General features: G+C 53.8%; 21 protein-coding genes and 1 tRNA gene. 9 read left to right on the top strand and 13 right to left on the bottom strand.

Annotation, left to right across the window (positions count from 1 at the left end; genetic code table 11):
- Position 1: 1 nt before the first annotated feature.
- Positions 2 to 1,438 carry an NAD(P)-dependent oxidoreductase gene (locus ACXAGA_RS05545; RefSeq protein ID WP_475116525.1) on the bottom strand — a complete coding sequence of 479 codons (1,437 nt, stop codon included), beginning with the start codon at positions 1,436 to 1,438 and terminating at the stop codon, positions 2 to 4.
- Between the two features lie 219 nt (positions 1,439 to 1,657).
- Between ACXAGA_RS05545 and ACXAGA_RS05540 the strand changes: the two genes are divergently transcribed.
- Positions 1,658 to 2,458 (top strand): undecaprenyl-diphosphate phosphatase, encoded by an 801-nt coding sequence (locus ACXAGA_RS05540; protein ID WP_475116524.1) that lies wholly within the window; start codon positions 1,658 to 1,660, stop codon positions 2,456 to 2,458.
- A 50-nt stretch (positions 2,459 to 2,508) separates the two neighbouring features.
- On the opposite strand, the gene ACXAGA_RS05535 is transcribed toward ACXAGA_RS05540, so the two are convergent.
- Entirely contained in the window at positions 2,509 to 3,489 is a 981-nt protein-coding gene (locus tag ACXAGA_RS05535; protein ID WP_475116523.1) for a complex I NDUFA9 subunit family protein, read from the bottom strand.
- A gap of 143 nt (positions 3,490 to 3,632) precedes the next feature.
- Here ACXAGA_RS05535 and ACXAGA_RS05530 point away from each other — a divergent pair.
- A tRNA-Leu gene (locus tag ACXAGA_RS05530) sits at positions 3,633 to 3,719 on the top strand.
- Positions 3,720 to 3,777: 58 nt separating this feature from the next.
- Here ACXAGA_RS05530 and ACXAGA_RS05525 read toward each other — a convergent pair.
- Both ACXAGA_RS05525 and ACXAGA_RS05520 read right to left on the bottom strand, forming a co-directional pair.
- Entirely contained in the window at positions 3,778 to 4,197 is a 420-nt protein-coding gene (locus ACXAGA_RS05525) for a DUF1810 domain-containing protein (RefSeq protein WP_475116522.1), read from the bottom strand.
- A gap of 100 nt (positions 4,198 to 4,297) precedes the next feature.
- A complete protein-coding gene (locus tag ACXAGA_RS05520; RefSeq protein WP_475116818.1) occupies positions 4,298 to 5,509 on the bottom strand; it encodes a TsoY family (seleno)protein in 1,212 nt (403 codons plus the stop codon).
- 198 nt (positions 5,510 to 5,707) lie between these two features.
- Here ACXAGA_RS05520 and ACXAGA_RS05515 point away from each other — a divergent pair, with 198 nt between their 5' ends.
- From ACXAGA_RS05515 to ACXAGA_RS05485, 7 genes are all read left to right on the top strand, one after another.
- Entirely contained in the window at positions 5,708 to 6,319 is a 612-nt protein-coding gene (locus tag ACXAGA_RS05515; RefSeq protein ID WP_475116521.1) for a ribonuclease D, read from the top strand.
- 1 nt (position 6,320) lies between these two features.
- Positions 6,321 to 7,286, top strand: coding sequence for a KpsF/GutQ family sugar-phosphate isomerase (locus ACXAGA_RS05510; RefSeq protein WP_475116520.1), 966 nt, complete (start codon positions 6,321 to 6,323; stop codon positions 7,284 to 7,286).
- A complete protein-coding gene (lptC, locus tag ACXAGA_RS05505; RefSeq protein ID WP_475116519.1) occupies positions 7,287 to 7,880 on the top strand; it encodes an LPS export ABC transporter periplasmic protein LptC in 594 nt (197 codons plus the stop codon). It begins immediately after the preceding gene.
- A gap of 12 nt (positions 7,881 to 7,892) precedes the next feature.
- A complete protein-coding gene (gene lptA, locus ACXAGA_RS05500; RefSeq protein WP_475116518.1) occupies positions 7,893 to 8,378 on the top strand; it encodes a lipopolysaccharide transport periplasmic protein LptA in 486 nt (161 codons plus the stop codon).
- On the top strand, positions 8,378 to 9,130 hold the full coding sequence (gene lptB / locus ACXAGA_RS05495) for an LPS export ABC transporter ATP-binding protein (protein WP_475116517.1): 753 nt from the start codon (positions 8,378 to 8,380) through the stop codon (positions 9,128 to 9,130). Before lptA ends, lptB begins: the two co-directional genes overlap by 1 nt.
- 225 nt (positions 9,131 to 9,355) lie before the next feature.
- Positions 9,356 to 9,922 (top strand): ribosome hibernation-promoting factor, HPF/YfiA family, encoded by a 567-nt coding sequence (gene hpf, locus ACXAGA_RS05490; protein ID WP_475116516.1) that lies wholly within the window; start codon positions 9,356 to 9,358, stop codon positions 9,920 to 9,922.
- Between the two features lie 35 nt (positions 9,923 to 9,957).
- Positions 9,958 to 10,422 carry a PTS sugar transporter subunit IIA gene (locus tag ACXAGA_RS05485; RefSeq protein WP_475116515.1) on the top strand — a complete coding sequence of 155 codons (465 nt, stop codon included), beginning with the start codon at positions 9,958 to 9,960 and terminating at the stop codon, positions 10,420 to 10,422.
- Here ACXAGA_RS05485 and ACXAGA_RS05480 read toward each other — a convergent pair.
- The 9 genes from ACXAGA_RS05480 to cysQ all read right to left on the bottom strand — a co-directional run bounded on the left by ACXAGA_RS05480 (position 10,419) and on the right by cysQ (position 20,615).
- Positions 10,419 to 11,837, bottom strand: a complete 1,419-nt coding sequence (locus ACXAGA_RS05480; RefSeq protein WP_475116514.1) for a sulfotransferase family 2 domain-containing protein — start codon at positions 11,835 to 11,837, stop codon at positions 10,419 to 10,421. The genes ACXAGA_RS05485 and ACXAGA_RS05480 overlap by 4 nt on opposite strands.
- A 3-nt stretch (positions 11,838 to 11,840) precedes the next feature.
- Positions 11,841 to 13,538 (bottom strand): DUF5927 domain-containing protein, encoded by a 1,698-nt coding sequence (locus ACXAGA_RS05475; RefSeq protein ID WP_475116513.1) that lies wholly within the window; start codon positions 13,536 to 13,538, stop codon positions 11,841 to 11,843.
- Positions 13,535 to 14,545 (bottom strand): glycosyltransferase family 2 protein, encoded by a 1,011-nt coding sequence (locus tag ACXAGA_RS05470; protein WP_475116512.1) that lies wholly within the window; start codon positions 14,543 to 14,545, stop codon positions 13,535 to 13,537. Before ACXAGA_RS05470 ends, ACXAGA_RS05475 begins: the two co-directional genes overlap by 4 nt.
- A gap of 34 nt (positions 14,546 to 14,579) precedes the next feature.
- Positions 14,580 to 15,710, bottom strand: a complete 1,131-nt coding sequence (locus tag ACXAGA_RS05465; protein ID WP_475116511.1) for a glycosyltransferase family 4 protein — start codon at positions 15,708 to 15,710, stop codon at positions 14,580 to 14,582.
- Positions 15,711 to 15,765: 55 nt separating this feature from the next.
- Positions 15,766 to 16,749, bottom strand: a complete 984-nt coding sequence (gene galE, locus ACXAGA_RS05460; protein WP_475116510.1) for a UDP-glucose 4-epimerase GalE — start codon at positions 16,747 to 16,749, stop codon at positions 15,766 to 15,768.
- An 11-nt stretch (positions 16,750 to 16,760) separates the two neighbouring features.
- Complete coding sequence (gene galU, locus ACXAGA_RS05455; RefSeq protein ID WP_086450979.1) at positions 16,761 to 17,654, bottom strand: UTP--glucose-1-phosphate uridylyltransferase GalU; 894 nt, start codon at positions 17,652 to 17,654, stop codon at positions 16,761 to 16,763.
- Positions 17,655 to 17,776: 122 nt separating this feature from the next.
- The gene (locus ACXAGA_RS05450; protein ID WP_475116509.1) at positions 17,777 to 19,021 is read right to left on the bottom strand and encodes a glycosyltransferase family 2 protein; all 1,245 of its coding nucleotides are present in this window, start codon (positions 19,019 to 19,021) and stop codon (positions 17,777 to 17,779) included.
- On the bottom strand, positions 19,018 to 19,818 hold the full coding sequence (locus tag ACXAGA_RS05445) for a 3-deoxy-manno-octulosonate cytidylyltransferase (RefSeq protein ID WP_475116508.1): 801 nt from the start codon (positions 19,816 to 19,818) through the stop codon (positions 19,018 to 19,020). Before ACXAGA_RS05445 ends, ACXAGA_RS05450 begins: the two co-directional genes overlap by 4 nt.
- On the bottom strand, positions 19,818 to 20,615 hold the full coding sequence (gene cysQ / locus ACXAGA_RS05440) for a 3'(2'),5'-bisphosphate nucleotidase CysQ (RefSeq protein ID WP_475116507.1): 798 nt from the start codon (positions 20,613 to 20,615) through the stop codon (positions 19,818 to 19,820). The genes ACXAGA_RS05445 and cysQ overlap by 1 nt, the downstream gene beginning before the upstream one ends.
- Positions 20,616 to 20,685 lie beyond the last annotated feature (70 nt).

Genomic DNA, 20,685 nt, shown 5'->3' with positions numbered 1-20,685 from the left:
CTTATTCGGCAGCAACGCTGGCCGACTGGTTGAACTGGCCCAAAATCGCCTGAGCGGCTTCGCGGCCGTCACGGATCGCCCAAACAACCAGCGATGCACCGCGTACGATGTCGCCAACTGCGTAAACGCCGTCCAGCGCGGTTTTACCTGTGCCGAAATCAGCCTTAACGGTGCCCCAACGGGTCACTTCCAGACCGTCAACACCCCAAAGCTTTGGCAGGTCTTCTGGCTCAAAGCCCAGCGCCTTGATGACCAGATCGGCGTCTTCGACGTAGTCCGAACCTTCGATCAGTTCAGGCGACTGACGGCCCGATGCATCAGGTGCACCCAGACGCATTTTCTGAACTTCAACGCCGGTCACAGCGTCGCCGCCTTGGAAACCTTTTGGCGCAGACAGCCAGACGAATTCTACGCCTTCTTCTTCTGCGTTCTGGGTTTCGCGCTGCGAACCAGGCATGTTTGCGCGGTCGCGGCGGTACAGACATTTCACCGAATTAGCGCCCTGACGGATCGCGGTGCGAACACAGTCCATCGCGGTATCACCGCCACCGATAACGATGACGTTTTTACCTTCGGCGGATAGTTCGCCCGATTCCAATTCAGGAACCACATCGCCAAAGTTCTGGCGGTTCGACGCAGTCAGGTAATCAATCGCGCGAACGATGCCTTTGGCGTCCGAACCAGGGGCAACCAGATCACGGGTTTTGTAAACACCGGTCGCGATCAGAACTGCATCGTGCTGGCTGCGGATTTCGTCGAACGAAATGTCTTCGCCAACGTTGCAGTTCAGAACGAATTTCACGCCGCCTTTTTCCAGCAGCTCAACGCGGCGCATAACCACGTCTTTTTCCAGTTTGAAACCAGGGATGCCGTAGGTCAGCAAGCCGCCAGCGCGGTCGTAGCGATCATAAACGGTGACCTGTACGCCTTGACGGCGCAGCATGTCTGCCGCAGCCAGACCACCCGGGCCTGCACCGATGATCGCAACGCTTTCGCTGCGTTCCGCGGTTGGAACGATTGGCATAACCCAACCTTCTTCCCATGCAGTGTCGGTGATGTATTTTTCGACAGAACCGATGGTAACGGTGCCGTGACCGGATTGTTCGATCACACAGTTACCTTCGCACAGACGGTCCTGAGGGCAGATGCGACCACAGATTTCAGGGAACGTGTTCGTTGCCTGGCTGATCTCATATGCCTCTTGTAGACGGCCGGTCGCAGTCATGCGCAGCCAGTCTGGAATATTGTTGTGTAGCGGGCAGTGCGACTGACAGTATGGAACACCACACTGGCTGCAACGGCTCGCTTGTTCTTCGGCTTTTGCCTCGGCAAATTCGGCATAGATTTCGTTGAAATCTTGCTTACGATCATCCGCACCACGCTTTGTCGGCATGTCGCGATTGACGTTTACGAACTTGAGCATTTTTTCAGTAGCCACAGGCATCCCTCCGCATTCATCTCGGACCGTCTCCTTAGACGGGATAAAAAGAAATGAAAAGTCATAAATGCTGACCTAAATTCATTTCACCATACAGCTCAGTGTCAAAAATATTCAAAACCTCAGCAAAATTAGGTAAATAATACTGACTTAAATTATTCCTTCCCTTTGCAGCCGGTCAGAGTAGGTTGGCCATATATTCCATTTAGGCTTAGTTTTATGAACCTATTTTATTTGCTTTTAGTTGCTTTAATTCAAGGACTTACAGAATTTTTACCCGTATCATCCTCGGGACACTTGGCGCTGTTGCCACATGTTGTCGGCGCACAAGATCAAGGCGTTGCCATTGATGTCGCCGTTCATGTCGGCACCTTGGGTGCGGTGATACTTTTCTTTTGGGCCGATGTGAAATCAGCAATTTTTGGTGTGCCCGACCTGTTGAAAGGACGAATCAACACACAAGGCGCACGTTTGGCGTTCCTGCTCATTATCGCAACGATCCCCGTTGTGATCCTTGGCCTTGTACTGAAAGTAACTGGTTTGGCAGATCAAATGCGGTCGGTCGCAGTGATCGGTTGGGCGATGCTGATTTTCGGGATCGTTCTGTATGTTGCCGACCAGAAAGGCCCCGAAACCCAAAAGGCCGAAGACTGGAACCTACGAGACGCCATCATCTTGGGACTATGGCAGGCCGTCGCGCTGATCCCTGGCACATCACGATCAGGCATCACGATCACGGGCGCTCGCGCATTGGGCTATACCCGCGAAGACGGCGCAAAGATCGCTATGCTGATGTCGATCCCAACCATCATGGCCTCGGGCATTTTGCTGGGTGCGGACGTTGTCGGCCAAGCGGATTGGGATCTGTTGAAATACGCTGGGATCGGCGCGATTTTCGCGTTCTTTGCCGCGCTCGCGTCGCTGGCTTTGATGATGCGATTACTGAAATCAGTCAGCTTTACGCCCTATGTCATTTACCGGATCTTCTTGGGCATCATCCTGATCGCGGTATCGTGGTAAAGCAAAAGGGCGCCACGCGGCGCCCTTTGTATTTTGATCAGGTGAAACCCTTAGCTTTGCTTTAGGTTCTTGGCCGAATCTTTGATCGCGTCGTACTGACCCGATGGACGGAAACGCCACAGGTAGGATGGCAGTACAGCCTCTAGGTCGGTCGGCACGATACCCAGATCAGCGAACCCTTTGGCGCCGTCGGCAACAACGTTGTCCGAACGCAGGTTGATGACCTGATCTTTGGTGATTTGCGCAGGCACGATGCCCAGCGACAGGGTCTGAACCGCGCCGGACACGCCAGCGATGATGTTCGCAACGCCAAACGGGATGTTCACAACCATGCGGCGGCGGTGGATCACCTTGAGCATGGTTTGCATCAGTTCGGTAAAGGTCGCCACATCAGGGCCGCCCAGTTCGTAAACGCCAGCCGCATCGCCATCGACAGCTGCAACAGCTGCTTGGGCCACGTCATCCACCCAAACAGGTTGGAATTTGGTGTTTCCGCCAACAACAGGCAAAACAGGCGAGAAACGGGTCATACCGGCAAAGCGGTTAAAGAATTCATCCTCGGTGCCGAACACGATCGACGGACGCAGAATAACGGCCGATGGGAAAGCCGCCAGAACGGCTGCTTCGCCTTCTGCTTTGGTTTTTGCGTATTCGCTGTCCGATTCCGCATCGGCGCCGATGGCCGAAATATGGACCAGTTTCGCAACGCCTGCTTCGGCTGCGATGCGTGCCACGCGGCCTGCACCTTCGGCCTGAATGGCGTCAAAGGTGTTTTTGCGAACCTCGGCCAGAATGCCGACGCAGTTCACGACCGCATCTGCGCCGTCAACAACAGCAGCAACGCTAGCGTCATCACGGATATTGCAGAAAACAGGTTCGACCTGACCGACCGCACCGTATGGTTTAACGAATAGGGCTTCGTTTGGGTTACGGACAGCGACGCGTACGCGCCAGCCGTCTTTGGCCATGCGGCGGGCGACATAACGACCGACGAATCCCGATCCGCCGATAATGGTAACTAGCTTGGACATGGGCGCCTCTTTGAAAAACTTGGGCTTGGTTTACCTTTCCACCCGTTGCCAGACAAGGCGCAATACGATTTTTGCATTTTTATAAAAAAGGCCGTTGACACCCCCCGCACCTAGCCATAGAAGCCGCGTCACACCAATAACGTGCCCAGATGGCGGAATTGGTAGACGCGCTAGCTTCAGGTGCTAGTGTCTGTATGGACGTGGAGGTTCGAGTCCTCTTCTGGGCACCAATTGGGTGATTACGCAAAGCGGCCTTCGGGCCGCTTTCGTCGTTTTTGGGCCCGTGAATTACATCTCCGCAAGCGTATCGGTTGTTTTGGCGCAGGTGCGCCCGTTGTAAAATGATTCAATCGCCTGGGTGATCCTGTCGCCACCGCCTGCCCGCTGCATCAAGGTCAGCGAAGACAGTAATTTATCGACATCGACATCGCTGCCCATGATGGATCGGATCGGTCGATCCGAATGTGTCAAAAGCGTTTCGACGCAGGCCAAATACCGCGGGCCAAGTACGGGATGGTCCATGTAGGCGCGTGCCTCTTCTACATCTTCGAGCCCATAGAATTTGGCGCGATAGCTATATACTAAAGACCCAAGCTGCGGAAATATATACCAAATCCAATGGCTTTGTTTGCGTCCACGTTTCAATTCGAACAACGCGGTTTCATAATCGTCGGCCTGCGCATCGACAAAGCGGTCTAAGTCGTACATTTTCGTACCCCCTAAGGATCAAGCTAGGGGCGTTCGCAAATCGAGCAAACAAAAAAGACGCCCCAAAAAGGGGCGCCTATAGTTAGCCTTGTAGACAGGACTACTCGGCGGGAACAACCCGAGCTGGGGCAGCGCGCCCGAAATGGCGGCGGTTCAGGTGGAAAACCAAACCGATCATGGCGATCTGGAACCCCAGTGCAATGGCGGTAAAGGCCCAATATGCGACGCCGAATTTGACGATGATACCAGCGGCAACCAGACCTTTGTTGATCCAGAAATGACCCAGAACGGACAGTGCAACACCGGGGCAGATCAAGGCATAGGATCCGGCAGAGTTTTTATCGCCCGTGATAAAGGTGCTGAAATAACCCTGACGACGCAGAACCACCAAACCCAGCAGACCAAAGGCAATTTGCACTGTGATCAATTTGCTCAGCATCATGAATTGACCGGCGGCGGTGACATGTTCGTCAAACGTGGTGTGCAGACCGTGCTGTTGGCGCATCCACATGATTCCCAGAATGGTCATCAAAGGAATAATGATCATCAGCGTCGGGCCTGATTCTTTGGCCGTGCCATAGTGCAGCATCGAATTCAGCGCGGTGATCGCGGCCAGAACAGCATAAATCAGCGCAATGGTCCCAAAGAATGTGGACAAGATCAGGCTGGCGGCAACAACGGTTGCGCCCGTGGACATTGCCGCAGGGGCAGCCAGACCGACAGCAACCATCGCCAAGGCAAAAGCAGGCAACAACTGAGCGAAACTGTTGTGCGCAGTCACATCAAAGATGCCGCCTTGGGACAATACGCGGCCCAGAAAACGACCGATCATCGACAACGCCCACAGGCCCGTCATAACAAAGGCGACCATGGCAGCTGGGAACAGGAATTCAACGATCGTCCACAGCTGAGGCACAAAGACCAGACCGGCGATAAAGCTGCCGTTGATCGACATCGCCACAGCCAGCGGCATCGCCATCAACTGCGTCTCCGCGTTTGTGCTGCGCAATTTCGCGTATGCTTCGGTTTTTTTGAATAGGGAAAACTGGTTCAAGTTCCAAATCAGATACTTGAGGTTCAAAAAGAACATCACCGCGATGCCGATCATCGCAGCGGCGATCCCAATATGCATTGCTGTTCCACCCGTGGCCCAAGCGGCTGTGATGTCTTCGAACACAGGAACGGGGCGGCCCGGGTGTTTCACCCAGAACATCAGGTACATGAAAAACGTGACGGATAGCCCGCCTGCCCCGACGGACGTCAGGAAATACAGGGGGGAATAATTGTCGGCGGGTCTTTGGCGGTGTGGCATGGTCATATCTCTGCTCCGCAGTTACATTTCAAAATCCTTATATGTCACACAAATGCCCGCCACCTTGATATATGTCAATTTTGGAATGTATGCCCGATTTGCACAGGTACGTAGCGCATTTGGGCAGAGTCGCCGCCGATGTTGCGCTTGGGTGTGGCAATCACTAGAGGTAACAAAACAAGGAAAACGGTGCGGCCTATGGCGAATTATCTATATAAAAACGATCTACCTGACGGTTTGGACCTAGGCCCGATTGTTGCGATTGATTGTGAAACCATGGGCCTGAACCCACACCGCGACCGTTTGTGCCTGATCCAAATGTCGGGCGGTGATGGAAATTGCCATCTGGTGCAGGTCGAAAAAGGCCAGACCGCCGCGCCGAACCTATGCGCGATGCTGACCAACCCCGACGTTTTGAAACTATTTCATTTTGGGCGCTTTGATATTGCTGCGCTGTTTCATGCATTTGGCGCGGTCGCGGCACCCGTTTACTGTACCAAAATCGCGTCGAAACTGGTGCGCACGTTCACCGATCGCCACGGCCTGCGCTACTTGCTGCACGAATTGGTACAGGTCGATATTTCAAAACTTCAGCAACAAAGCGATTGGGGCGCGGCCGAATTGACCCCCGCTCAGCTGGATTACGCCGCTTCTGATGTTTTGCATCTGCATAAACTGAAAGCCGTGCTAGACGAACGACTAACCCGCGAAGGCCGCGCAGAGATCGCGCAAGCCTGCTTTGACTTTTTACCGACTCGTGCCCAACTAGACCTGATGGGTTGGGACGACCCAGATATTTTTGCGCATTAATATGAACCGTACCAAAATCATCGAAACCGCTAAACGCGTCACATTGGAAGAATCCAAAGCGCTGGAAACTTTGGCCAATGGGATGGGCGATTCCCTTGCAGACGCTGCAGAGGCGATCCTAAAGGCACCGGGACGAGTGATTGTGTCGGGCATGGGAAAATCTGGGCACATCGGACGCAAGATCACCGCCACTTTGGCCAGCACAGGCACCCCCGCCCATTTCGTTCACCCCGCCGAGGCATCCCACGGCGATTTGGGCATGATCACCAAAGGCGACGTAGTGATCATCCTGTCGAATTCCGGTGAAACGCCTGAACTGGCCGATCTGATCGCGCACACGCGCCGTTTCGGCATCACGATGATTGGCGTTGCATCGCGTCCCGACAGCTCTCTGATGCAGCAGGCGGATGTGAAACTGGTACTGCCCGCCTTGGGCGAAGCCTGCGGTCACGGCGTCGTTCCCACGATTTCGACGACGATGACGCTGGCCTTGGGCGATGCGCTGGCCGTCGCATTGATGGAACACCGTGAATTCGGCGCCGCCGATTTCCGCCAATTCCACCCTGGCGGCAAACTGGGCGCGCGCCTGTCCAAAGTCCGCGACCTGATGCACGACGGTGATGCCATTCCTTTGGCCGGTGAAAAAACACCGATGTCCGATGCGCTGCTGACCATTAGCCAAAAAGGGTTCGGCGTTGTCGGCGTTCTGGACGATGATAACCGCCTAAGCGGCATCGTGACCGACGGCGATTTGCGCCGCCATATGTCGGGCCTGTTAAACCACGTCGCTGGCGAAGTTATGACGAAATCGCCGCGCACAATCGGCCCCGATGCACTGGCCGAAGAGGCTGTCGCGGTCATGAACGAAAAGAAAATCACCTGTCTGTTCGTGGTCGATCCCGCAGGATCAGGCCGCGTTGTGGGCATTCTGCACATTCACGATTGCCTACGCGCTGGGGTCGCTTAGGTGTCTGCCGACAATGCCTATAGCCGGTTTGTGAACTGGGCAAAAATCATCCTGCCTTTGGCAGCGCTGGTTCTATTATCGACGCTATTTTTGCTGGCGCGGACCACGGGCGACACGGCGGATATACCCTTTGCCGATTTGCAGGAAATCACCAGCCAACAACGTATTTCGGCGCCAACAATATCTGGCGTGACCAATGCGGGTGACGCCTATCAAATCAGCGCAGATGTTGCCAAGTTTTCCCAAGAAAACACCGACCAGATCCAGATCGATTCCATCGCCATAACAATCAACAGCGCGACAGGCACCAATATCGATTTGATTGCCGGCACAGGCGAATATGACGGCGCGGATGGAATGGTTGCGCTACGCAATCTGGTGCGCATCACGACGACGAACGGCTATGTCATGGAAACCATCGGTGCGTGGGCCAATCTGGGCACGGGCGATATCGAAACCACGGGCATATTAGAAGTTCATTCCCCCTTCGGCGAATTCACCGCTGGTCATCTGTCGATCAGCCACGACGCAACGGGGGCGCAGCAAATGGTTTTCAACGAAGGCGTCAGGCTGGTATACGAACCACAGCCTTAAAGGATGTAATCAATGTCACTACTGCGTATCGTTTTGTTTTTGATGTTCGCCGCCGCCACGACAGCCGCAGCGCAGACCGACATTGCATTGGGCGGCATTCAGGCAGACAGCAGTGCCCCCGTTGAAATCACAGCCGACAGCCTATCGGTCGATCAGGAAACAGGTATCGCCGCGTTTTCGGGAAATGTTTTGATCGCCCAAGGCGACTTGCGCCTGTCCGCAGGGTCGGTCGAAGTTGTCTATGATGATGACAGCGGTGACATCACCCGATTGGTGGCATCGGGCGGCGTGACCTTTGTCACCGCAACAGACGCAGCAGAAGCGCAGACCGCCGTCTACGATCTGGCCGAAAACAGGCTGACCATGACGGGCGACGTGTTAATCACCCAAGGCCGCAGCGCCATCGCCGCCGATTCGATGCGCGTGAATTTGGCCACTGGCAAAGCTCAGCTGGATGGCCGCGTGCGCACCACCCTGACGCAGCAGGACAACAACTGATGACCAACCCCACGGTGGACGCAGACGATATTGGCCTGAACATCGTCAATCTGCGCAAAAGCTATAAAAAACGAACCGTTATTCGCGACGTGTCTTTGCGGCTGGAACGCGGCGAAGTGGTCGCTTTGCTGGGGCCAAACGGGTGCGGCAAAACGACGACATTTTATTCCATCGCTGGTCTGGTCAATCCCGAAGGCGGGCGCGTTTACGTCGATGGCCGCGATGTCACGGCATTGCCCATGTATCGCCGCGCGCGGCTAGGGATCGGGTACCTGCCTCAGGAAATGTCGATCTTTCGCGGCCTGAACGTCGAAGACAACATCATGGCGATTCTGGAAATTTCGGAATCGAACCCCAAACGCCGCCGCGAACGGTTAGAAGAATTGCTAAGCGAATTTTCCATCGAACATCTGCGACGCGCCCCGGCTATGGCGTTGTCCGGCGGCGAACGTCGCCGCGCCGAAATCGCGCGCTGTCTGGCCGCAGGCCCGAAATATGTTCTGTTCGACGAACCCTTTGCGGGGGTTGATCCCATTGCCGTTGGCGAAATCCGTCATCTGGTGTCTGATCTGAAAAACCGCGGCATCGGTGTATTGATCACCGACCATAACGTGCGGGAAACATTAGAAATTGTTGACCGCGCTTACATCCTGCACGATGGCAAAGTTCTGATGTCCGGCACCACCGAAGAGGTCGTTCGCGACGAAAACGTTCGCCGCGTTTATCTGGGCAATACTTTCCGCGTAAATTAGCGGCAATTGGCTAGTCGCTCATCAGGGTCATTGACAAATCCCGAATTGAGTCGTGTCATGTAAGGGATGACACAGATTGTTCCCCCTCGCGTTCCTGTGCAGGCCGTTTTGCCTGACGGAATGGTTCGGGCCAATGTCATCAATTTCCCAAACACCACTATGTCGAAACGGGTGCCATATCGGGCTCGATCCATAGCGTGTGTGTACACGTGAAGAGGAGATAACATGCGTTACCAAATCAGCGGAAAACAAATTGATATCGGCGAAGCCCTGCAGACTCACGTCAAAACCGAACTAGGTGCGACGTTGGACAAATATTCGGGCCGACCTACCGATGCCGTTGTGATCTTCTCAAAGTCTGGTTCGGAATACGTGTGCGAAACTGTCGTACACCTATCCACCGGTCTGAATTGCCAAGCGAAATCGCATGCCCATGATATCTATGCAGCTTTTGACGGCTGCTGCGAAAAAATGGACAAACAATTGCGTCGTTACAAACGTCGGTTGAAAGATCACCATAACGAAAGGACAACTCCGGTTGAACTTTTGGCCGGTTCATCCTATATCCTCGCAGCAACCGAGGACTCGGACGAGAACGACGCGCCAGCAGACGCACCAATCATCATTGCCGAAATGGAGACGAAGATCCCAGAAATTTCGGTTGGTGAAGCGGTGATGCAAATGGAGCTAGCCCACAACTCTGTTCAGGTCTTTAAGAATGAAAAACATGGCGGCCTGAATGTGGTTTATCGCCGTGAGGACGGAAACATCGGCTGGGTTGATCCAAAGTGACCGCCTGACGCAAGAATAAGGCCTAAGACGAGTAAATGCAGCTTTCGGAACTTCTGAAGCCCGCAGCGGTCAAAACGATTGCGTCTGCGACGAGCAAGAAACGCCTGTTTCACGACATCGCAGAAATGGCCCACGTTAATTATGGGTTCAACGCGCATGATGTTGTCGACGCACTGTTAGAGCGTGAAAATCTTGGGCCTACTGGTGTGGGACAGGGTATCGCCCTGCCCCACGCGCGCCTCCACGAAGCAGAACAAATCTGCGGCATTTTCATTCGCTTGGAAAAACCGCTGGATTTCGATTCTGTGGACCGCCAACCTGTTGATCTAGTCTTTACCTTGCTGGCACCTGATGCAGCGGGCGTTGAACACCTAAAGGCACTGGCACTGGTATCGCGCACAATGCGCAACGCATCGATTTGTGCAAAACTGCGCGCTAACAGCGATCCGGCCACGATCCATGCGATCCTGACCGAAGCGCAGGCAACGCAAGCCGCTTAATCGCGCCAATTTCCAAACCCGAACGTCATATAGTCGCGCTGGTATGCATCCTGCGCGGCTTTTTCTATGTCGGCATCATAGATGCGTGACAGCAATTCGGCATGTGGATCGACTGCCGTCACAGCGGGCGCATCGTCGATCCCGACCGATTTGGCCAAAAATGCCAATTCGGATTCTAGATCGTCTTCTCGGATCACGACGTCTGGGGGAATGAAATTCGCAAACCCTTGGACCACAGCCGATTGGGTCGCCCACGACGCGTCCACGCGAATTGCGGTCTGACCGTTGATGTTCATCTTGAGCCATTTCAAAAACGCCAAAAATGCCTCTTTGTGGGTGGCGTCATCATAATCCGCAGTGGGGGGCACTTTTTTAGGGATTGGTATGCTGAACATCTGGCGCAGGTTTTTGCGAATTTCACCAAAAACAGTGTCCGAATACCCCAAAATATGATCGCAAAACGCTGCATGAGCGCGTTGTAACGGGTGCCTCACCACTGTGAACCCGCGATTACCAGGCAGAGCCTTTTTCCACTGACGGACCGTTTTTTGCGTAAATCCCGTCAGCGCCGGCCGACCATCCAGATCCGATAGCCACTGCGTTACGCCATCAACAGGCCCCCCTTTGATCGGCAAATAAATCAAAGGCGCCGCAGGTGCGGCGACATAATGCGGGATCATCGCCCCACGGCGGGGTTCAAAATTGGGCGTGCGGGACAAATTAAACCGATCAAGCCGCACCAGCGCGCGTTCCATTTCGTCAAAGTTTGACAGCTTTTCCGACAATGGTTGCGGGTTTTGTTTTTTGATCGATTTGTCCAGCGCCTCTAATCGATCCGTGCAGCCCAGATAGGCGGCCAAACCATTCATGACATCGACGTCCTGCAAATCCTCGTAGGCGACATAAAACGCCGTCTGCCCAGATTTTTGCAGCGCGTTCAGCAAATAGACCTGAAAATCCTGCAAGGCAGTCAAATGGGTTTCAAATTCCTGCGGATCGAATGTCACAACCTGAGAACGGCGATTTTTAACATTGGTCAGTTTCCACTGCCCTGTCGCCTGCGCGATTTTCCAACTGACGAAACTATCAACAGGATTGCGTGTCAGGATAATTTTCGCACAGCGCGGATCAGGCAAAGCGATATCCAAAACGCGGGAATCGTGATCGTGGAAAAACCGAAAACCGCCCAGACCGTCCGATTTCGATTTGATGGTATCAATCAGTTTACCTGCGTCGGCATCGCGTTCAGCCTGCGACACGCCCAGAATGTTGTCTTTGTTCGGATAGCCGATAAAGAATGGATTGAACGCCTCTCCGTGGCATTGCAGCCCGCCGAACGCATTCAAATTGGTTTCCAAAAAATTCGAACCGGTGCGCATTTCTGCAAACACCACAAAGTAGTCAAATTTCGACATTCATTATCTAACTAAATAAGGTTTGCGCGTATTGCGCTGTGCATTCGTCGGCACAGGATCAACGGGGAAATCACCCATCAAATAAGGGTGCATGCCTTGGTTTTTCAGGTTTTGCAGGAATTGACCGAACCCAGCCAAATCAACCATACGCGGGGCTTCGGTTAGGCCACGAACAGATTTACCCGTGATTTCGTCAACCACGGTCTGCAATGCCTCCATCGGAGATTCGATAAATTCGGCCAGCGTCCAAATGCGAATACGCGCCTTGGAATAGATGGACCGCAACGCATCTAAATGTTCTGCCTCGATCTTTTGCAGGCGTGCGGCTTCGTCACGAAGGTCAGCGAAATTGCGGTTCGACTGGTACAATGGCACGGCCCATGCGCCCGAAATGACGCTAATCTGCGCATTCGGATCCTTGGCAATGTCCCAACTAATCGATTGATTGTCGTGGGGACCAAACTGAAAACACTGGCGTTCGCCGCGCGTATTCCAAACCAGACTGCGAATGAAACTACGCGAATTATAATCGCGCAGCGCCGCACAATCCGACAACGCGCCAACAAAGGTTGATTGTCCTCCGGCAAATTCGACACGGTCGGGCGCAAACAAATGCCCATGCACGCGTGCGCCTGTCACCTTGGACATCCATTCATCGAAATCTTCGAACAGTTCGCTGAACCCTTCAAAAATCGAATAAGGTGCGCAGGTAACCCCGTTTTCCCAATCTTCGTTCGGAAAACGGCTCTGCATATACAAACCGGGGCGACCACGTGTTCGGCGGTCGACGGCGCGTGCAAAAATACGGTCGATTTTTCCAGGGTTCGGTTCGGCCGCTTTGATCGTGCCGGATTTACCTAGGAACGTATCGTACAACAGGTTTGCGTGCGGCCAGATTTTACGCGCCACAAAACAGTCCGAACGCCGCAACAGCTGCAGGTGGTCGTCATAGAAAATATGCGGTTTGCCTTGGAAATCGAATTTCGACAGGGTTAACGACCGGCTTTCAACCTTGGGCGAATATAGGCGCACCAGCGTCTGGAAATAGCTTTCGTCGGGGATCCAGACCCGTTTGAAATAACGGTCATAAGTCGCCCGATCAGGGTCCTGCAAAATTGCCGACAACGTCTGCCGCGTCAGGCACCACCACTGCGATCCCATGTGCGGCACGATACCTTCGGGAATTTTGCGGCGCAGTTTTATTTTCCGCTGAAGCGACACATATCCATCAAACAATCGGCGGTTCTTTTTCCATGAAAATGGGAACCGCATTGTGAACCGTTCTTCGTCCAAACCGCCGACGGTCCATGGTACATCCGCCGTTGTCGCGCTTTCGATAAAATCGATACGGGGGCGGGTTTCCAGATAGTCGTTCAATTCATCGACTGACCGCAAAGGCAGGCATGATCCGGATGCCAGATAGACATGCGTGACATCGGGGTTGTCGCGCAACATGATTTCAGAGGCTTCTTGGGTCGCGGCCACAATGCCCCATGTGCCCCATTCACACCGATGACGAGGCGAAAACTGCACGGCAGGCAGATCACTGACCGACGATTTGAACCGATCGAATTCTTCGGATTTCACATTGGCATCGACATGAACGACCACAGGGCAATCCCCTGCAACCCAATGGCGGATCACTTGTTCCGCGCGGTGCAGCGCCGTGTGCACCAGCATGACAACACCAACCCGCGTCATGCCCAGTTTCCTTTGGACATAAGCCCTAAAATCTCTAGCTGACGCCAGTTGATGTATTTTTCAGACCACTTGCACCACAGATCGGTGTCATCCTGCAGGCCCGCTACATAGGCTTTGTATTCATGGCTGGCAGCGTAATGTTGTTTACGCAGCAATTCTTCGTGTGCTTTGACGGTCAAAGTGTCCAAGAATTTGGTGTGCAACAAAATGCCCGACGCTTTTTCGCCGCCCCATTCGTCGTAGACGAGGTTCAAACCGCGCGGCAGCAACATATGCGTGCTGCTGACATAGGCGTAGCGGCGGTTCCATTTGACCAATGGCACCTTGTTCAGCGCCGGAGACCGTTGGGGATTATCCTGAAAAAATTCACGCGCTCGCGGACCGCCTTGGATCCACAGGTTCCCGAATTGAGGGTTTCGCTGGATTGTATAGTTTCCACTATCGAACCAATTCGCGATTTCTAATGGATCATCACCACGGCGATACGGGATCGCAGAAATCGGACCCTTGGGATACATATCCAGCAACATCGCCGAAAAAGATTTGATCGACGACGCATCCAACCAATCCGTCAGCGCACGCAAAGGGCGCGTGTCGCAGAACGGGTAGACAAACAGTTCATCAGGATCGACGGTCAAAACCCAGTGCCCATGGGCATAGCGCATCAACAACCAGTTGACCCAATCGATACCAAAGCGGGACCGTTTATAACTTTTCCCCGTCCGCCAGACCGAAACATCCGGCTGATCGGCCAGATATTCACGCCCGCCATCATCGCTATCGTTGTCGATGATCAGGAAGTGGTTCACCCCTAAGTCGCGATAATACTTTAGGAAAAACGGCAAACGCACATCTTCGTTGCGCATTGTCGCAACCAGCAGAATGTCACGGCCACGGATTTGAGAGGTGCGATCGGCAACAACTTTCAGATCGCGCCGCTTACGAACAGCACGAACCAGCCAGCGACGACGCTGGATCCTTAGTCGATACGAACGCCAAAGACCCAAGCTTTCCTCTCTTTCCTCCTAGATACGGGTTTAGCTATTGATCCAAAACCGTATCGAAATGACTGCTCCACTTTGGTGGAACCACATAGGGCTCTCTTTCACCATCGTCTTTTGCCATCAATTGTTTAATTGTTTCCCGCCAAGAATAATTATCCTGTGGGTCCAGGTAAACACCAGTGTCACCCAGAGTTTCGCGATAGACGGGTAAATCTGCACAAACTACAGGCACACCCAGCGCCGCCGCCTCGACTGGTGGTAGACCGAACCCTTCGGCCACGGACGGAAACAGCAACCCTTTGGCCCCATGCAATATCGCGGCCAAAGCGTCATCTGGTAAGTCTGGCAGTTCTACAACACGGTCAACACCACGGTCTAATTGTTCGAACACCGAATGATTCAACCACCCCCGACGGCCGCAAATCAGCAGTTTCGGTTTTTTGTCATCGGGCATTGCCTGCCACAATTCCAGCAGTAGCGCATGATATTTGCGCGGTTCAATGGTGCCGACCGTGACGAAATATGGCTCTGACAGATCCAAGTATTCAGGAATTTCCGCATACCGCGGGACAGGAACGGTCACCCCCAAATGCGCGACAGTAATCGGAGGTAGCCGCCCAAACCTGCGAAATGGGCCAATCATGCTGTCCGCCGCCGCCGCAGAGATCGCGATGACGCGGTCGGCATATTCCGAAACCGATCGCATCATATCCTCGAACCGTTTGATCGTGCGCGGCTCTTGCATTTCCGGCAATTCAATCGGGATCACATCATGCACCATGACGTTGATCCGAACATCGACGATTTGACGCAGCGCCATAAAATAGGCTGTCGTCAAATTCGTATGCCCGACGTTGTAGAAATCAACCGCTTCGGGAAGGTGTTCCGCCAACATAAGAGCCAAGCGACCGCTGCGGCACCGCGCGATTCGATATTGCCGCGCCATAGTTTGCGCTGACTGAACCGCAGCGGGCATTTTCCGCCGCAAACGCGACAACAGATCAGGGTGACCCCAATCTCCAGTCTCGCAAGCCTGTTGAATGACCTTGCCGCCTTCGCGGTCCAGCAAAACATAGCCATAAGCCGTGCGTGCCAAGAAAAAACAGTCGGTTCCGTCATCCAGAAACTGGCATAGATACGCGAACTCTACACGATCAACACCAGTCATAACTTGACCAGCCCGAGACAATAGTCGGGTTAAATCAAGCAATCTGGTGCGTTTTTTACTTTTCGTAGTGTCCACTCTGATGCCAGCGCCATGCGTCCGTTATCATCAACTTTAACGATGATCGCTTCGGCGTCCAGCCCAACTCTCGTATAGCGCGTGAGCTACCCGACACGAGTTTCGTTGCATCACCAGGCCGGCGGTCGCCTTCGACGATTGGAACAGCCTTGTTGGTAACCTCGGCCGAATGGGCCACGACTTCGCGCACAGAAAACCCATCCCCTGTGCCCAGATTGAACACAGTGCTGTCTTTTCCGTCTCTTAGCCATTCGACGCCTTTGACATGTGCATCAACCAGATCGCACACATGCACATAGTCACGGATACATGTCCCGTCGGGCGTATCGTAGTCCGTTCCAAAAATGGTCAGCGCAGGGCGTTTGCCTTCGATTGCATCCAACATCAGCGGAATCAGATGCGTTTCGGGCTGGTGGAATTCACCGATTTCACCATCAGGATCGCCTCCAGCGACGTTGAAGTATCGGAAAATCACGGACCGTAGGTTATGGCTTTGACCAAAGTTTTCCAGGATATCTTCGATCGCGCGTTTAGAGGCGCCATAGGCGTTAATCGGCTGCTGAACACAGGTTTCATCCAGCGTCACACCATCCTGATCGCCATAGGTGGCGCAGGTGGATGAGAACACAAACTGCAGACACCCCGCATCAACGGCCGCTTCGATCAGGTTCAATGATCCAACAACGTTGTTGCGCCAATATGCGCCTGGATCTTTCATGCTTTCGCCAACTTGCGACAGTGCCGCAAAATGCATGACGGCCACAGGTTGGTATTTTGCAAAAACTTCGTCCAAACGCGCGCGGTCTAACAGGTCGCCCTGTTCAAACGGACCGAATTTCACAGCGTCCTGCCAACCCGTAATCAGGTTGTCATAGGTGACCGGCGTATAGCCCGCCGTTTTCAAAGCCTTACAGGCGTGAGAGCCGATATAGCCCGCACCGCCTGTCACCAAAATATTTGTCATTTTTCAACCAGTTATTGGGCGGCGTTTTTGACCGCCATCAGGTCATCCAAGTATTCAGAAAATTCTTCGCGCAGTTCATCACGCGCAAGTCCGAATGACACGGTTGCCTGCAAGAAGCCAGCCTTTGAACCACAATCGAAACGCTGACCACGGAAACGATACCCATAGACGCCGCGGCCTTGCTGCATTTCAGCGGCAATCGCATCAGTCAGCTGCAATTCGCCGCCTGCCCCGCGATCAATGGTTTCAAGGTTTTTCATAACGTCAGGCGTCAGGATGTAACGACCAATGACCGCAAGGTTGGACGGTGCATCCTCTGGCTTTGGCTTTTCGACCATGCCTTTGACTTTGACCACCGAACCCATGTCTTCTTCGACATCCAGCAGGCCATAGGCCGAGGCTTTTTCTTGGGGCACTTCCATCGCCGCAACCATGCTGCCGCCGGTTTGTTCGTAGGCGTCGACCATCTGTTTCAGACATGGGGTTTCCGCCGCAATCACGTCGTCAGGCAGCATCACAGCAAAAGGTTCGTCGCCAATCAAACGGCGCGCACACCAAACAGCGTGACCCAGCCCCAGCGCTTTGTGCTGGCGGATATAGGCGATTGCGCCGCTTTCCATATAGGTGCTTTTCAGCACGTCCAGCAGTTTATCTTTGCCCTTCGCTTTCAGGTCGGTTTCCAATTCAACAGACCGATCGAAATAATCTTCTAACGCAGATTTACCCTTGGACGTGACAAAGATGAAATCGGTGATGCCTGCTTCGCGGGCTTCGTCGATTGCGTATTGAATCAAAGGACGATCAACCAGCGTCATAATTTCTTTGGGAACGGACTTTGTCGCAGGCAAAAAACGCGTGCCCAAGCCAGCTACCGGAAAAATCGCTTTGGTAACTTTTTTCTGCATGGGTGGGGGGCTCCAAATTATAAACTAAAAATATCGCAGTACATTTAGCACGCGAAGTGTAACAGGTGAACGGCGGCCAATGGCATTTACCATAGAAAGCCCACGACGCGTTGTATTTTCGCCTATTTTTTAATCACACACTCGCGTAACCCGTGCAATCTGCCCAATTCGCGGTCAGTTCGTGCCTTTTTGCGGGTCAAACGAAACAATGGATCGTTTCGATCAGACCGACCGAACAATCCACCGCTTTGGAACCAAATTCCATCGTCGCCAAACCGGACACGATGAAAAACGGCCGTCAACGAATATCGGAAAATCGTGACCCGATGCCCTGCGTTTCGCAACGCATGCGCCTGCGCCATCACTTTTTTCAGATTGTACCATCGTGCAATCAATGCGGTATGCCCCAGTGATATGGGATCAGATTGATATTTCAGGAATGGCAATTTCGCAGATTCAACGGGCCCCAAATCAGTAAGATTTGCGGCCAACCCTTCGACGATACCCTGATCAAATGAATACATCAAAGACCGCACCTGAAATGGGTCCAGACGTCCCGCCACCATGTATTCCATAACGCGGCGGTGCTGATGATCCCGGGCTGCGCGAATGATGACATCATGCCGTTCATCGGGGCAATGTTTGCGCAGGTAAATGTACAGGCTACGGCCCTCGTGAAACAACGTACGTGGCGCGCGAAACGCCGTTCGGCGGCTGCTTTGCGCGAATCCATGATGAACCTGCGCCAAAGGCACAATTGCCGTGACGGCCCGTTCTTTGGCGAGCCGCATGTTCACATCCGTTTCATCCAAATAAAATTGAAACGCCGGATCAAACCCGCCCATCGCCATCAATTTGGCACGGCGAAACGCCATGTTAGTGCCTTCGGTCTTTACCCCAAGTGACGGTTCGGTCGTCACACAAACAGGGTCGGTACCTTCAATGTACAGCGGCTCTGACCAGCTATCGGGCCGCACATCGCGCGCACGCCATTGGAACGATATTCCATTGCGTCCGCGCACATACCCACCAGCGGCGACAGCATGGCCTTTTGCAATGGGTTCGACCAAATGATCCAACCACGTCGGTTCCGCCACAGAATCGTCATCGATAAACGCAACGATGTCACCCGACGCGACGGACAGACCCATGTTGCGCGCCACCGAAATATTCGCCGTATCGTATTGAACAATTTTCAGGCGGTCCTTGTATCCTGCTGCCCGAAGCTCTTCTCCGGCATCTGGATCGCAGACGACAATAATTTCGAAATTGGAATAATACTGCTGCGTCAGTGATTTAACACAACGCCGCAGCAGCCGTGGACGATCACGACTGACAACGATTACGCTGACGGGTGCCGCTGTCACGCGGCTCCCATTTTGGCTAGCATCGCTTCGATACGAGGGACGTCTTCGGGGTTGTTCAATTCCCAGAATTGGCGGCCGCGTGCTTCGACCTCGACGCACAGAACATGCACGCCGCGTTCTAGGAAACGCAGTTGTTCCAGACCCTCTAGTTTTTCCAAAGGTCCAGCAGACCAGCGTGGGTATGCCGCCAATGCCGACGGGCGATAGGCATAGCATCCAACGTGGTGATAGACTGGGGTCACTTCGTCATCGGCATAGGTTTTGCCGGTGTAGGGAATGACCTCTTTGGAAAAATACAGCGCGTTTTTATCGACGCCGAACACGGCCGTTGTGCCGCCAACGCGCCCCGCGCGGCGATCCTCTAGGAAACCGTTCAGGGCTTCGCCTTCGGTGACCAGAACAGGGGTCGCGACTTCGGCAACGGGGCTGGCTTTGAGCCCCGCAACCAGATCTTCGACGAACCATGCTGGGGTCAGCGGCGCATCGCCCTGCAGATTCACCACCACGTCAAACCCGCCGCCCAGCGCGTCAAATGCCTCGGCGCAGCGTTCGGTGCCGTTCTGGCACGATTCCGACGTCATGACGACTTCAGCACCAAAGGCTTCGGCAGCATCGCGGATGCGATCATCGTCGGTGGCGACAACAACACGGTCGGCGCCTTTGACGGCCATCGCGGCTTCCCAGCTGCGTTGGATCAGGCTTTTGGATTCGCCGCTTGCGCCTTTTAGTTCGACCAGCGGTTTGCCGGGGTAACGGGTGGACGCATAGCGGGCGGGAATGACGATCAGGGTGGGCATTAGGCTTCTTTCAGGTCAACACCAGGGGCATAAGCGATAAAGAACGGGTTCGCGAAACCGTCTTTGCCATAGCGCAGCGGCTGATGGTCATCAAAACGGATCACGTCGCCACCCGCGCCCGCCAAAACAGCGTGCCCAGCAGCGGTGTCCCATTCCATGGTACGGCCGACGCGCGGGTACAAATCCGCCTCACCTGTCGCAACAAGGCAGAATTTCAACGAAGAGCCTGCCGATTTCATATCCTTGGCGTTGTATTTCGCCAGATAGTCGTCTGTTGCCTGATCGCGGTGCGATTTGGATGCGACGATGTACAGGCCATCGTTGTCGGGTTTCGAAACGCGGATCGGGTTCAGGGTGCCGATGGTGTCTTTGTCGAATGGTGCGACCTCTTCGACCGCGTTGCCGCCAGCATCGGTAAAGAACAGGCGATCCTTGGCCGGTGCATAGACAACACCGCGCACAGGGCTGCCATCAACGACATAAGCGATGTTTACGGTGAAATCGCCGCGGCGGTGTACAAATTCTTTGGTGCCGTCCAGCGGGTCAACGATCAGGAAGGTCGATACAGATTGATCGTGACTATCGGACTGTTCTTCGGTGACCAGCGCGATATCAGGAAATTCAGCGCGCAAACCAGCCGAAATCAACGCATCGGCGGCTTCGTCCGCAGCGGTCACGGGACTGTCATCGGATTTGCTTTTAACTTCGAAATCGGGGCCGTTATAGATTTCCATGATCTTGTCACCCGCTTCCAAAGCCAGACGACGCATCACGATTGTTAGTTTGTCAAAATCCATAATAAAATAACTCCAGTTTTCGGCCGTAATGTCGAATTATTGAACAGTTCATATTCGCCCCTTATGGTAT

The sequence above is a fragment of the Marivivens sp. ABH4_498 genome (assembly GCF_056160585.1).
The sequence above is the reverse complement of the archived record's forward strand: the minus strand, read 5'-3'. Positions and strand labels throughout refer to the sequence as shown.